Raw genomic sequence first — 13,083 nt, 5'->3', positions numbered from 1 at the left:
GGCCGCAAAACTGCCAGACGATCTTTCCAACGGCTTGATATGCTCTATAATTGAACGGCATGTAGCCTAATCGAACGATAGCGAGCGACCAATATCAACATCGGCACAGACGCATCGCCATCCATCGACCGCTCGCACCGAAGTCAGCGACCCGCTTGGCGCGCCGGTCGGCGGTGAGCAGGACTAGGCTTGCCGGCGACGCGTCACTGACTTCGAGCCGGAGCGGTCGGCGTGGGCACGTCAGAACCGATAGAGAACAGTATCTTTCAAATCAAAGGGCGGTATTATGGCCTATAAAACGCTGATATTTTCAGACTATATGGCTAAGATGCAAGCCTTTCAAGTAACAGCATTTGAAATGGTGAAGATCCTCGCCGACATCACGGATGCTGATGTCGTAACCCCTCCCCTGGTCGGCGGCGATTCGATTTACCGGACTTTCACGCATACCGTCATGTCAGGCCTGAGCAGACGGGTCAGGCACGCGAGACTACCGCACACGACTAAAGTCAGAATCGAGAAGAACTACGATTTATTCATTTTTGTTGGATCGACAATCGAGTCGGTGATCGAACTCAACAATTTTCACGGATGGAAAAATCATACCGGTCTGAAAGTCGCCTACATCATCGAAATCTGGGCCAACCGCCTGAAGAAAGAGAAGAAATACATCGATATTTTGGCGCAGTTCGATTACGTTTTTACATTGCATTCAAATACTGCGCCGGTCTTGCAGGATGCCATAGGCGTTCACTGCGAGTTCCTTCCCACCGCAGTCAACGCCCTCGAGGCCGCACCCCGGATCTCCGCGCCGGACCGAACGATCGACATCCTCTCGATCGGCCGCCGCTCCGAGGATGTCCATCTCCGCTTCCTTGAGATGGCCCGATCGGAAAACATCTTCTACGAGTACGATACGGTGCGCATCTCGGAAGCGCGGGTCTTCGACTGGGAACAGCATAGATTTCTCATGTTCAGCAAGATCAAGCGTGCGAAGTATTTCGTCTGCTTCGATCATCTGAGGGCCGGCGGGCACAAGTTCACGGAGAGCCAAGGGGAGCAGATCGTGCCGCCTCGCATTTTCGAGGGCATAGCCTGCGGCTCTACGATCATCGGATCGCCGCCGCAGTGCCCCGAGTTCAACGACATCTTCCCCTGGCCGGACGCAGTCGTGAGCCTACCCTCGGACTCGGAAGACGTCCCGGACTTCCTGCACGACCTCGATCGGCGGCAGGAGCAGTTGAACGCGGCGCGTTCGATGGGCGTGATCGAATGCCTGCGCCTGCACGATTGGAGCCACCGTCTGGCAAAGATCCTCAAGGTCGTCGGACTGGAGGCTACGCCGGCGTTGCTGCGCAGACACGATGAGCTGAATGCATACGCTCAGAAGTTCGAACACGCGTCGAAGGCGCGAGCCCTGACCTAGGACAGGCGCGTCCACGGCCGCACCGTGTGGCCGGGGATCGGGCCCCGATCCAGCCGGCGCCGCCCCGACCTGGGGCTCGTCCCCAGGCCGTCGACCGTCAGCCTCGCGACCGACCGGCCCGCTCGACGTCGTCGGAGGGGTGTTCGGACGCGTCCGGCGTCGCGGTCGCTCATCCGCAAGGCTCGGGGGCCGGCCGCGGCGCGTCCCCGACGTCCACGATGAGATCGCTCCGGTAGGTTGCGCCCTCCACGGGGTTGGAAACCCACCGGCAGCGGCCGAGCCGCATATCGTGGCCCGCGTGGAAATGCCCCGAGATCCACAGATCCGGCCGCTGGGCGTCGGCGAGGTCGTCGAGGGCGGTGCTGGCGTAGAAGGCCGGCACCCACCAGGGAACGCCGGGCGCGTCGCGAAACCGGTCGGCCGCGCGGGGGCTCGCCGGGTGATGCGTCACCACCACGGTCGGGCCCGCATGGGGGATCTGGAGCGCGGCGTGCACGGCGGCCCGCTCGACCCGGTGCGCGGCCATCGCGTCGGCGGGCTGCCACGGGCTGCCGTCACCCTTGCGGATCGACCCGAGATACTCCCGCGAGCCGGTCGCCGGATCGGTCATGCGGGCGGCCGCATAGGCCACCGGGTCGTCGGGCCTGTCGGGATCGTCCGGAGCGAGCCAGCGCCCGGCGAGGTCCCAGTCGCTCCACAGGGTGGCGCCGATGAAGCGAACCCCGTCGATGGTGCAGGTCTGTGCCCGCTGGAGCAGGTGGATGCGAGCCCCCTGGCGGTTCCGCCGCGCGACCTCCGCCTCCAGGGCGGCGAGCAAGTCCGGTGCGGTGCGCGGATCGCCGGCCGGGGCGTAGCGTTCGTGGTTGCCCGGCACCAGCACGACGGGTCGCCCCCGCGCGAGGTGCAGCAGGGCCGCGAGCCCCCGTTCGGGATGCCCCTCATGGAGATCCCCCGGGCAGGCGAGCAGGTCGAACGGCTCCGCCGCGAGCGCGATCCGGTCGAGCCGCCGCCGCTCCAGGTGCAGGTCCGAGATGGGGAAGATGCGCAGGGCCGTGCTCACCGGGCGGCCCGGCGCTCGGCCGCGGCCGCCCGGAGGATGTCGGCGGCGGAATCGGCGTTGAGGAGCGCGATCCCGGCCGCCGCCACGAGGTCCGGCCACGGGGACGGATAAAGCGCCGTCACGAGCCCGGCCGCGATGATCGCGAGGTTGGCGAAGGTGTCATTGCGGGCCGAGAGATAGGCCGCACGGGTCAGGCTGCCCGCCCCGGAGCGGTGCCGGGCGAGCATCAGCGCGCAGGTCAGGTTGACGGCGAGCGCCCCGAGGCCCGCGAGGGTGAGCGGCAGGGCCGCGGGGGCGACGAAATCCGACGCCTTCTCGTAGGCCGCGTAGGCCCCCGCCAGGGCCGGCAAGAGCAGGATGCCCGCCATGGCGGTGCCGAGGCGGGCGCGGTTGCGCGCACTCCAGCTCAGGCCCGCGAAGATCAGCAGGTTGATCGCCGCGTCCTCCAGGAAATCGAGGCTGTCGGCGATGAGCGCCACCGAGCCGATGGCGAGCGCCACCGCGATCTCGATGCCGAAATAGCCGAGGTTCAGCGCCGCCACGCGGGCGACGACGGTGCGGAGGGCAGGCGGCGTGGGCCTGGGAGCGTTATCGGCGGTCACGGGGCCTCTTCGCCGAGAGCGGCGCGCCTGTCGAGGACTGTTGAGAAATCCCTCTCGGCGCCTCAAGAAAGTTCGAGGCTCTTACGCCTTCGTCCGGGTGGATTCGGCGCCGCGATCGTGCGAGGCGATGTCGAGAGCCGGCCGCGCGCGATCAGAGACCGGCCGCAACCGGAGGTCTGCCGAGCCATGTTGCCCGAATTGCGCGTGCTCTATTTCGAGGATCTCGAGGTCGGGCTGTCGGAAACCCTCTCGAAGACGATCGCCTCCTCGGACGTGGTCGGCTTCGCCGAAATCACCGGCGACCGCAACCCGATCCACCTGTCCGAACACTTCGCGGCGCGCACGCCGTTCGGCACCCGGATCGCCCACGGCCTGTACACCGCCGGCCTGATCTCGGCGGTGCTCGGCACGCGCCTGCCGGGTCCTGGCGCCGTCTACATCTCGCAGACCCTGAACTTCCGCGCGCCCGTGCGGATCGGCGACGTCGTCGAGGTGACCGTCACGGTGGCCGAGCTGATGCCCGAGCGGCGGCGGGCGCGCCTCGCCTGCCAGTGCTCGGTGGCCGGCGAAACCGTCCTCGACGGCGAGGCGCTGGTGAAGGTGCCGACCAAGGCCGAGGCCGATCCGCTGGCGAGCCGCACCGAGCGACAGCAGGGCTGAGGTGGGGCCGGCCCCGGAGACGGTCACCGACCCGGGCGATCCCCGCCTCGATCCCTACACGCGGATGCGCGAGCGCGACCTCGTCGGCCGCGCCGGACGCTTCGTCGTCGAGGGCGAGGTGACCCTGCGGCTGCTCCTCGGGCCGCGCAGCCGCTTCCGCGCCGAGTCGATCCTGCTCGCGCCGGAACGCTGGCCGGGGCTCGCCGATGCCGTCGCGGCCTGCCCGGCGCCGGTCTATCTCGCCGCCAAGGCCGTGATGAGCGCCGTGACGGGGTTCCCGATCCACCGCGGCGTGCTGGCGATCGGCGTGCGCGGCGGAGAGCTCGACGCGGCCGCCCCGGTGCCGCCGAGGCCCGCCCCGGCGCTGGTGCTCGGCCTCGCGGGGCTGACCAACCACGACAATGTCGGTGCCGCCTTCCGCAACGCCGCCGCCTTCGGGGCGGACGCGGTTCTCCTGGATGCGGAAAGCTGCGACCCGCTCTACCGCAAGAGCATCCGCGTCTCGGCCGGTGCCGCGCTGATCCAGCCCTTCGCGCGCCTGCCCGCGGGACAGGATTGGCTGCGTCTCGCGCAGACGCTGGATCTGCAGCCCCTCGCTTTCAGTCCCGGTGCGGTCGAGCCTCTGGACGCCCTCGCCGTCCCGGCGCGGGCACTCCTGATCCTCGGCACCGAGGGGCCCGGCCTCGACCCGGCCACCCTCGCAGGCGCCCGGCCGATCCGCATTCCGATGGCGGCGGGCTTCGATTCCCTCAACGTCGCCACCGCGGCTGGGATCGCCCTGCACGCCATCGCGCGCGGCCAGGGGCGGCTCGACCGCGCCGGAACCGTCCGAACCGGACCGGCGTGATCCGTCGCGCTCGGATCCAGTCCACCGCCGCACCGCGGGCTCCGGCGAAAAAGCCGTCCGTGGGAGGGGCCCGGGGCCGGGCCCGGATGACGGATCGCCGCGCCCGCCCGCTCCGCCCGGACCTCCGCCGCCGGGCCCAGCGCGTGGGGCCTCACCGGGGGAGAAACAGCAGGGGAATGATCCTGCCGGTTTGGCCGAACAGTTCCTCGGCGCGCTGACAGCTGCCCGGCACGTCCTTCTCGTACGCGGCCAGGTAGGATCGAGCCTGGAGCAGCAGGATGTCGCGGTCCAGCTCGGCCGGATCGACGCCCATCGCCTGCACCGCTCCCTTGAAGCGGTCCTGATCGGGCCGGAGCGTGTCGCAGTGCAGGTTCACGAAGCCCACCAGCCCGGCGAGTTTGGCGGCGTTGCGCTTCGGGGCCGGCAGGTCCGGCGCCTCCTCCGCGCGCCCGCTCGCCGTGCCCGACAACAATATGGCGGCGGTCAGGAGGAGTGCGCGGCACCGCAGCGAGGGGGTCTTCCGGTCTGGCATCGGTGTCACCTGTCGATCGGATTCTGGGCGCCCCGGATCCGGTCCGCGACGGTTGGACCGCACGCACCTGCCCGACGCGCGGCCGCACGGCGTCACCGCCCGTCCCCGAATTTTCCGGCGCGGCGAAAACTCCGTATTCTGCCGCGGCGGCGCAGTCCAAGAGGGCACGACCGCGGCGTCCGTCCACGTCCCGCAATCGACACGCGACAAACGGCTGCAATTGTCGTCCGATGATGCGAAGCTAGCTTGGCCGCGACGGGTGCGGGGATTGTGTAAGGAGGCAACTGCGTTGCTTCAGTCTGGGAATGGGTTGCGGGCGCTGACCGGACGCCGGGTGGCGGTGGTGGGGGCCGGTCCGGGTGGGCTCGCGTCCGCCCTGCTGCTTGCGCGCGCCGGGATCCACGTCACGCTGTTCGAGAAGGACGCGCAGGTCGGCGGCCGGACCAAGACGGTCAAGGCTCCGGGTGGGTATCGATTCGATATCGGCCCGACGTTCTTCCTCTATCCACAGATTCTTGCGGACATATTCGCGAGTTGCGGGGAGCGGCTGGAGGACCACGTCAAACTGGAGCGCCTCGACCCGCAATACCACCTCGTCTTCGAGGGTCCGGACGGGATCTCGGGCACGATCCGCGCCACGGGCGACGTCGAACGCCTGGAGCGCGAGATCGCCGGGGTGGCCCCGGACGACGCGAAGAACGTCAAAGCCTTTTTCGCGGAGAACCGCACGAAGCTGAACTATTTCAAGCCCGTGCTTGAGCAGGCTTTCCACACGCTGCGGAGCATGGTGAGCCCGGCCATGCTGGCGGCCCTACCTCATCTGCATCCCGGCCGGAGCGTCGACCGCGACCTGAAGCGCTACTTCGCCGACCCGCGGGTGCGCCTCGCCTTCTCGTTCCAGACCAAGTACCTCGGGATGTCGCCGTTCCGGTGCCCGAGCCTGTTCACGATCCTGTCGTTCCTCGAATATGAGCACGGGGTCTACCACCCGGTCGGCGGCTGCGGCGCCGTCTCCGACGCCATGGCGGGCTTGGCCGGCCGCATGGGCGTCGACCTCCGGCTTAACACGAACGTCGAGCGCGTGCTGTTCGACGGCAAACGCGCCAGCGGCGTCGTGGCGGACGGCGAGACCTTCAACGCCGACGCGGTGCTGATCAACGGCGACTTCGCCAAGGTGGTCCGGGCCCTGGTGCCGGAGCGGCATCGTCCGCGCTGGCGCGACGCCAAGATCCAGAAGGCCCGGCTCTCCTGCTCGACCTTCATGCTCTACCTCGGGATCGAGGGGAACATGCCCGACAGCCTCGGGCACCACACGATCCTCCTGGCCGAGGGCTACGAGAAGAACATCCGTGAGATCACCGAGGGGACGCTGCCGATGCAGCCCTCCCTCTACGTGCAGCACGCCGGCTACACGGACGGCGGCATGGCGCCGCCCGGCCACACGGCCCTCTACGTGCTGGTGCCGGTGCCGAACCTGAAGGCCGGGATCGACTGGGCCGCCCTGCGCGAGACCTACCGCGCCCTGATCCTGGAACGCCTGAAGCTCCTGGGCCTCGGCGATATCGAATCCCGGATCCGCTACGAACGGATCATCGACCCCACCCAATGGGAGGAGGATTTCGCGGTCCACGAGGGCGCCACCTTCAACCTCGCCCACGACCTGATGCAGATGCTGTACTTCCGGCCGCACAACCGCTTCGGACCCGGGCTCTACATCGTCGGCGGCGGCACCCATCCGGGCTCCGGCCTGCCGGTGATCTACGAGGGTGCGCGCATCTCTGCCCGGCTTCTGATCGAGGAGCTGGCCGGCGCCCGCGCGGCCGCAACGGCCGGCATCCCCGAGACCGCGCCGCTCGCCACCTCCGGCGAAGCCTCGTGACCGGGGCCCGGAGGGGCGGTCAGCACGCGACGGGTCGCCTCGCGCTCGCCGTGGCGGCCTCGCTGTGCGCCCTCGCCTTGCCGGTCGCGGCCGCGACCGTTCACGTCGAGGTGGACGGGATCGAGCCCGGCGGCGGCCAAGTGCGCGTGGCCCTGTGCCAGGGCGGGCTTTCGGAGGCGTCGTGCAGCCGCGGCGACGACGCCCCGGCCTCGGCCGACCGGGCGCTGTTCACGTTCCGGGGCGTGGCGCCCGGGACCTACGCGGTGGCGGCCTACCAGGATGGCAACGGCAACGGCCGGCTCGACCGCACCGGCCTCGGCCTGCCGCTGGAGCCCTACGGATTCTCCGGGGGCATCGGCCGCCGGGGGCGGCCGGATTTCGCCGAGGCCGCGTTCGCCCTCCGGGATCCGGGTGTCGCCGTGCGGGTGCGTCTCGCGCGCGCCCTGCCGCGGCGGTGAGACGATGAGCGACCCCCTCGTCCGGATCGAGGGCGTCGACCTCGATCTCCGCGGGCGACGGGTGCTCGAGCAGGTCGACCTCGCCCTCGCCGCCGGCGAGACCCTGGCCCTGCTCGGACCCAACGGGGCCGGAAAATCCTCGCTGATGCGCCTCGTGGCGGGCCGGTTGGGACCGACCGCAGGATCCGTGCGCGTGGCGGGTGCCGATCCCCACCGGGAGGGCGGCGCTCGCCGCGCCATCGGCTGGGTGCCGCAGGAGATCGCCCTTTACCCGCGGCTGACCGTCTCGGAGAACCTCGGCGTGTTCGGGCAGCTCGCCGGCGTGCCCCGGCGCGACCGGAGGGCGGCGGTCGAGGCGGCGCTCGCGATGGCCGACATCGCCGACGTGGCGCGCCGCCCCGTCGGGGTCCTGTCGGGGGGGTACAAACGGCGGGTCAACATCGCGGCGAGCCTGATGAACCGGCCGCGCCTCGTCCTCCTCGACGAGCCGACGAGCGGCGTCGACCTCGCGGCCCGGGCGGCGATCCACGCGGTGCTCGACCGGCTCAAGGCGGCCGGGACGGCGATCCTCATCGCCACCCATGATTTCGGCGAAGCGGAGCGCCTCGCGACCCGGGTCGCCTTCCTGGCGCAGGGTCGCATCGTGCGGGAGGGACGGCTCGCCGATCTCCTGGCGCAGCTGCGCGCGGGCGCGCCGGAGCGGGAGCTGGGCCTCGCCGTGCCGGCGGACGCCGCCGCCGAGGCGGTGCTGCGACGCGCCGGCTTCGCACCGGCCGAGGCGGACGGCCTGACGTGGCGCTCGGTGGAGCGCTCCGGCCTCGACGGCGCGGCCCTGCTCGGCGCCCTGCGGGCGCAGGGCGTGCCCGTCGCTGAGGTGCGGGTGCGCGCGCCGCGTCTGGAAGCGCTCTACCTCGACGCGCTCCGGCCGCGGGAGGTCACGGACCGCGCCGCGCCGCCCCCGCGCCGCCTCGGATCCGCCCGGTGATCGGCGCCGCGTTCCGGGTCATGGCCTTGACCCTCATGCGCGACCGCGCTGCCCTGGTGATGGCCTTCGTCCTGCCGACCGTGATCTTCTCGATCTTCGCGGCGATCTTCTCCGGGGCGACCGGCGACCGGATCCGGATCCACCTGGGGCTGGCCGATCTCGCGCAGACGGCCGCCACCGGCCGCCTCGCCGACGCGCTGGCGGCCGACGCGTCCCTGCGGGTCACGCGCCTGCCGGCAACGGGTCTCGCGGAGGTGGCGCGCGCCGTGCGCTCCGGCGAGGTCGACGTGGCGCTCGTCCTGCGCGGCGACCTGATCGCGGCCCCCGCGGCCGCGGCATCCGCGCCCGCAAGCCAGCCGGTGGTCCTGGTCGAGAATCCCGCCAAGGCTCTCGCGACGCCGATCGCGCTGGGCCAGCTCCAGCGCGTTCTGAACGAGGCGCTGCCCGACGTGGTCCTGTCCCGCATCGTCGCCGACGTGGAGCGGACCGGGAAGATCGGGGCGGACGAGCGCCGCTTTCTCGACGAGGCCTTCGCGGAGCAGCGCGCGAAGAAGGAACCGTTCAGCTTCGCCGACATGGTCGAGCGGCGCAGCACCGCCGCCGGCAGCGGCAACGCGCGGGTGAGTTACTACGCGGGGGCGATCACGGCCGTCTTCCTGCTGTTCGCCGCCATGCAGGGGGGGATGTCCCTGGTCGAGGAGCGGGAGACCGGCCTCGCCGAGCGGCTGATGGCGGGGCCGGGCGGCCTGCCGGTCGTCGTGCTGGGCAAGTTCGGCTTCCTGACCGTGCAGGGCGTCGTCCAGGCCGGCCTAATCTTCCTGGCCGCCGCGCTCCTGTACGGTGTCGAGATCGGGCCGCACTGGCCGGCGTTCCTGGCGGCCTGCCTGCTGGTCTCCGCGATGGCGGCGGGCCTTGCCCTCGCCGCCTGCGCCCTCGCCGCCTCGCGCCAGCAGGCTCACCTCGCTTCGACCTTCGGCGTGCTGCTGCTCTCGGCCGTGGGCGGCTCGATGGTGCCCCGGTTCCTGATGCCGCCGTGGCTGCAACAGGCGGGCTGGCTCACTCCCAACGCCTGGGCGATCGAGGCCTATCAGAGCGCCCTGGGCGAGGGCTTCGCCGCCGCGGCGCCGGCACTGGCGGTGCTGGGGGCGTTGACCCTCGGGGGGCTGGGCTTCGCCCTGGCGCTGGCGGCGCGACGGACCGCCTGAGCCGGGACGCATCGGCTCCGCGACGATCCGCGCCGTTTCCGCGCGCGTAAGCGCGCCGACATACGGACAGCGCGCCGCTTCGAACCTGCTCTACGGAAAGCCCAATGCTCCGCCTGCTCATCGCCGACGGCAACGACCGTGCGGCCCGTGATCGGCACGTCGCCGCCACCGGCCGCACCTCGGCCGAGTCCTACGCGGCGGTGGTGCGGGATCTCGTCCCCGAGACCGCCTGCCGCCTCGTCAACCCGGCCGATGCCGACGCGAACCTGCCGGCCGGCCTGTCGGATTTCGACGGGCTGATCTTCACCGGATCGACCCTCAAGGTCGGCGAAGGCACGCCCGAAGTGACGCGGCAGCTCGACCTGATGCGGTCGGCCCTGGAGGCGGGTCTGCCGGTCTTCGGCTCGTGCTGGGGCGTGCAGGTCGCCGCCACCGTGGCCGGCGGCAAGGCTGCCGCGAACCCGCGCGGGCCGGAATACGGGTTCGCCCGGGCGATCAGTCCGACCGAGGAGGGCCGCACGCATCCGCTGCTCGCCGGGCGTCCGGCCTCGTGGGACGCGCCGGCGATCCATTCGGACGCCGTGCTGCAGCCCCCGGCCGGCGCCCGCGTACTGGCCGGGAACCGAATCCTGGGCATCCAGGCTCTGGAGATCCGGCACGGCGCCGGGTGGTTCTGGGGCACCCAGTACCATCCGGAACTTGATCTCGACGATCTCGCCGCCATGCTGCGCCTCTGCGAAACCGCGATCGTGGAGGCGGGCCTCGCCGAGGATCCAGCGGGCGTGTCGGGCTACGCGGACGAGATCGTGGCCCTGAAGGGGGACGACCCGGAGGCGGCCCGCCGTCTCGCATGGCGCCACGGCCTTGGCCCGGAGGTGCTCGAAGCGGATCTGCGCCGCCGGGAAATCGGCAACTTCCTGGCGCGCCTGTCCACAGGCGAAGCCTGATCGGCCGCTGCCGCGACCGGGTGGCGCGTTGACCGGGCCGGCCCCGCGTCTAGCTTCGCTCTCGTGGGCCACGTTCGAGAGGGCCTCGGGAGCGATCCAGCAGGATGAGCCAGGATTCCACGGTCGCCGTCATCGGCAGCGGGCTCGGCGGACTCGCGGCCGCGTGCGTGGCCGCCGCGCGGGGCCACCGCGTGACGGTCTACGACAAGAACGGCTGGCTCGGCGGCAAGGCGGCGGTGCTGCACGAGGGTGGCTTCCGCTTCGACATGGGCCCGACGATCCTGACCGTGCCGCGCGTGCTGGAGCGAATCTTCGCCGAGGCCGGCCGCTCAGTCCACGACTACATGGACCTGCGCCGCCTCGACCCCCAGTGGCGCTGCTTCTTCGATGACGGCACCCACATCGACCTGATGCAGGATGTCGAGCGGATGGCCGGCGACATGGAGCGCTTCGCCCCCGGCACCGGCGAGGGCTACAAGAAGTTCCTGTCCATCTCGGAGCATCTGCACGGCGTCTCGGAGAAGTTCTTTTTCTGGAAGCCCGTCGAGGACCTGTTCGATACGATCAACATCCGCGCCAACATGAATCCCGGCACGCTGCGGGACGTCCTGTCCCTACGCATGCACGCCTCGGTCGCCAGCACCATCCGCGGCAAGGTGAAGGATGCGCGTCTGGCGCAGATGCTCGACCATTTCGTGCAGTATGTCGGCTCCTCGCCCTACGGCGCGCCGGCGGTCCTCTGCGCCATCGCACACATGCAGACGGCAGACGGCGTCTGGTACCCGATGGGCGGGACCCGCGCCGTGGCGGAGGGGCTGGCGAAGCTCGCCCAGGAACTCGGCGCCACCTGCAGGACCGACACGGAGGTCACGGGGATCGAGACCGCCAACGGCGCGGTCCGCGGCGTGCGCACCGCCGCGGGCGTGACGCCCTTCGACGCGGTGATCTCCAACATGGATTCGGTGCGCACCTACCGGGAACTCGTCGGGGGCGATGCCGCCAAGGCCTACGCGAAGAAGAACCCCGAGCCGGCCTGTTCGGGCGTGGTGCTCTACCTCGGTCTGAACAAGCGCTACGAGCACCTGAACCACCACGACTTCGTCTTCTCCCGCGATCCCGAGGAAGAGTTCGACTACATCTACAACAAGGGCGAGCCGGCCCCGGACCCGACCGCCTACCTGGCGGCGCCCTCCTCGACGGATCCGAGCGTGGCACCGGAGGGCGGCGAGGCGCTCTACGTCCTGGTGCACACCCCCTACCTTCGGCCGCATCACGATTGGCGTCCGGACGGACCGCTGTTCCAGAACTACCGCCGGACGATCCTCGAGAAGCTCAAGCGCACCGGCGGCATGCCGGACCTGGAGGAGCGCATCGTGGTGGAGCGCCACCTGACGCCCCAGGACATCCACGAGCGCTATCGCGTGCTGAACGGCGCGATCTACGGGCTCGCCTCACACGGGCGGGTGATGGGGGCGTTCAAGCCCGGCAACCGCTCGCGGCAGGTCCGCGGCCTCTATCTCGCCGGCGGCGCCGCCCATCCGGGGCCCGGCATGCCGATGGTGATGATGTCCGGCTGGATCGCCGCCGACGCGCACGACCAGGACGCACGCGGCGCCCTGCGCGCCTCGGCGTGACAGCCGCGCAACCCTCCCCTCCCCCGACCGGCGGGGCGGGGCGACGTTCGCCCCTGCCACCTGTCTCCCCCACGATCCGCACTTTCATGGTGGCGTGGTTCGAGCGCTACCTGCACCGTCACCTCGACGCCCTGCGCCTGCCGTTGTGGAGCACGCCGCCGGCCGCCGACCATCCCGGCCCGATCGTCGTCTACAGCAACCACCCCGCGTGGTGGGACGCGGCCCTGATCATCGTGCTGGCGGGGCGGCTCTATCCGTCGCGGATCAGCCGCGCGCCCTTCGACGCGGCCATGCTGGCGCGCTACCGCATCTTCGAGCGGATCGGCGCCTTCGGGGTCGATCTCGAAAGCCCGCGCGGCGCCGCGCAGTTCCTGGCCGCCGCCCGATCCATCCTCGCGACGTCCGACGGCATGCTCTGGATCACCGCGCAGGGCCGCTTCGCCGACGCGCGTGCGAGGCCGCTCGACCTGCGGCCCGGCGTGGCGCGGCTCGCCGAGATCGCACCGGACGCCCTGTTCGTCCCGCTGGCGGTCGAGTACGCCTTCTGGGACGAGCGCGGCGCCGGGGCCTTCGCGGCCTTCGGGGCCGGCATCGCCGCCGCGGAGATCGCCGCCCTGCCGCGAGCGGACCGGCTCGCACGCCTCGAACTCGATCTGACTGCAACCCTGGACCGGCTCAGCGCCGACGTGATCAGCCGGGAGCCGGAACGTTTCCGCGCCCTGGTCACGGGCCGGAAGGGCGTCGGAGGGATCTACGACCTGTGGCGACGCCTCGCGGCGCGGCTCTCCGGGCGCCGCTTCGATCCGGCTCACCGGGCGCCGAACCGATCCGGTCCCACCGCATGACCT

At 70.8% G+C, this 13,083-nt stretch carries 13 protein-coding genes; 10 read left to right on the top strand and 3 right to left on the bottom strand.

All coding sequences use genetic code 11. From position 1 onward, the window contains the following. Positions 1-286 precede the first annotated feature (286 nt). The gene (locus MKK82_RS16770) at positions 287-1,426 is read left to right on the top strand and encodes a glycosyltransferase (protein WP_238286625.1); all 1,140 of its coding nucleotides are present in this window, start codon (positions 287-289) and stop codon (positions 1,424-1,426) included. A 169-nt stretch (positions 1,427-1,595) separates the two neighbouring features. On the opposite strand, the gene MKK82_RS16765 is transcribed toward MKK82_RS16770, so the two are convergent. Together MKK82_RS16765 and MKK82_RS16760 are read right to left on the bottom strand one after the other, a co-directional pair. Then, positions 1,596-2,474 carry a metallophosphoesterase gene (locus MKK82_RS16765; RefSeq protein WP_238286862.1) on the bottom strand — a complete coding sequence of 293 codons (879 nt, stop codon included), beginning with the start codon at positions 2,472-2,474 and terminating at the stop codon, positions 1,596-1,598. Positions 2,475-2,482: 8 nt separating this feature from the next. Continuing rightward, positions 2,483-3,088, bottom strand: a complete 606-nt coding sequence (locus tag MKK82_RS16760) for a cation transporter (protein WP_238286626.1) — start codon at positions 3,086-3,088, stop codon at positions 2,483-2,485. A gap of 186 nt (positions 3,089-3,274) precedes the next feature. On the opposite strand from MKK82_RS16760, the gene croR reads away from it, so the two are divergent. Together croR and MKK82_RS16750 are read left to right on the top strand one after the other, a co-directional pair. Next, a complete protein-coding gene (croR, locus tag MKK82_RS16755; RefSeq protein ID WP_010683707.1) occupies positions 3,275-3,748 on the top strand; it encodes a 3-hydroxybutyryl-CoA dehydratase in 474 nt (157 codons plus the stop codon). A 1-nt stretch (position 3,749) separates the two neighbouring features. After that, on the top strand, positions 3,750-4,595 hold the full coding sequence (locus MKK82_RS16750; protein WP_238286627.1) for a TrmH family RNA methyltransferase: 846 nt from the start codon (positions 3,750-3,752) through the stop codon (positions 4,593-4,595). A gap of 151 nt (positions 4,596-4,746) precedes the next feature. Here the strand turns inward: MKK82_RS16750 and MKK82_RS16745 are convergent, their stop codons facing one another. Continuing rightward, entirely contained in the window at positions 4,747-5,127 is a 381-nt protein-coding gene (locus tag MKK82_RS16745; RefSeq protein ID WP_243986291.1) for a hypothetical protein, read from the bottom strand. 289 nt (positions 5,128-5,416) lie between these two features. Between MKK82_RS16745 and crtI the strand changes: the two genes are divergently transcribed. The 7 genes from crtI to MKK82_RS16710 all read left to right on the top strand — a co-directional run bounded on the left by crtI (position 5,417) and on the right by MKK82_RS16710 (position 13,080). After that, positions 5,417-7,006 carry a phytoene desaturase family protein gene (gene crtI, locus MKK82_RS16740; protein ID WP_238286631.1) on the top strand — a complete coding sequence of 530 codons (1,590 nt, stop codon included), beginning with the start codon at positions 5,417-5,419 and terminating at the stop codon, positions 7,004-7,006. Beyond that, a complete protein-coding gene (locus tag MKK82_RS16735) occupies positions 7,003-7,464 on the top strand; it encodes a DUF2141 domain-containing protein (RefSeq protein ID WP_373323297.1) in 462 nt (153 codons plus the stop codon). Before crtI ends, MKK82_RS16735 begins: the two co-directional genes overlap by 4 nt. A gap of 4 nt (positions 7,465-7,468) precedes the next feature. Continuing rightward, a complete protein-coding gene (locus MKK82_RS16730) occupies positions 7,469-8,449 on the top strand; it encodes an ABC transporter ATP-binding protein (protein ID WP_238286633.1) in 981 nt (326 codons plus the stop codon). Then, positions 8,446-9,654 (top strand): ABC transporter permease, encoded by a 1,209-nt coding sequence (locus MKK82_RS16725; RefSeq protein WP_238286635.1) that lies wholly within the window; start codon positions 8,446-8,448, stop codon positions 9,652-9,654. Before MKK82_RS16730 ends, MKK82_RS16725 begins: the two co-directional genes overlap by 4 nt. 104 nt (positions 9,655-9,758) lie before the next feature. Continuing rightward, positions 9,759-10,601, top strand: coding sequence for a type 1 glutamine amidotransferase (locus tag MKK82_RS16720; protein WP_238286636.1), 843 nt, complete (start codon positions 9,759-9,761; stop codon positions 10,599-10,601). A gap of 104 nt (positions 10,602-10,705) precedes the next feature. Next, positions 10,706-12,235 (top strand): phytoene desaturase family protein, encoded by a 1,530-nt coding sequence (locus MKK82_RS16715; RefSeq protein ID WP_238286637.1) that lies wholly within the window; start codon positions 10,706-10,708, stop codon positions 12,233-12,235. Between the two features lie 86 nt (positions 12,236-12,321). Continuing rightward, a complete protein-coding gene (locus MKK82_RS16710) occupies positions 12,322-13,080 on the top strand; it encodes a lysophospholipid acyltransferase family protein (protein WP_238286638.1) in 759 nt (252 codons plus the stop codon). Positions 13,081-13,083 lie beyond the last annotated feature (3 nt).

The organism is Methylobacterium sp. E-046 (genome assembly GCF_022829625.1).
In the GTDB taxonomy this organism is placed as follows: Bacteria; Pseudomonadota; Alphaproteobacteria; order Rhizobiales; family Beijerinckiaceae; genus Methylobacterium; species Methylobacterium longum.
The sequence above is the reverse complement of the archived record's forward strand: the minus strand, read 5'-3'. Positions and strand labels throughout refer to the sequence as shown.

What these genes read in the sequence shown, in the direction of transcription:
- croR (WP_010683707.1), top strand. Translation starts at nt 3,275, where the DNA reads ATGTTGCCCGAATTGCGCGTGCTCTATTTCGAGGATCTCGAGGTCGGG.
- MKK82_RS16770 (WP_238286625.1), top strand. Translation starts at nt 287, where the DNA reads ATGGCCTATAAAACGCTGATATTTTCAGACTATATGGCTAAGATGCAA.
- MKK82_RS16745 (WP_243986291.1), bottom strand. Translation starts at nt 5,127, where the DNA reads ATGCCAGACCGGAAGACCCCCTCGCTGCGGTGCCGCGCACTCCTCCTG.
- MKK82_RS16730 (WP_238286633.1), top strand. Translation starts at nt 7,469, where the DNA reads ATGAGCGACCCCCTCGTCCGGATCGAGGGCGTCGACCTCGATCTCCGC.
- MKK82_RS16720 (WP_238286636.1), top strand. Translation starts at nt 9,759, where the DNA reads ATGCTCCGCCTGCTCATCGCCGACGGCAACGACCGTGCGGCCCGTGAT.
- MKK82_RS16710 (WP_238286638.1), top strand. Translation starts at nt 12,322, where the DNA reads ATGGTGGCGTGGTTCGAGCGCTACCTGCACCGTCACCTCGACGCCCTG.
- MKK82_RS16715 (WP_238286637.1), top strand. Translation starts at nt 10,706, where the DNA reads ATGAGCCAGGATTCCACGGTCGCCGTCATCGGCAGCGGGCTCGGCGGA.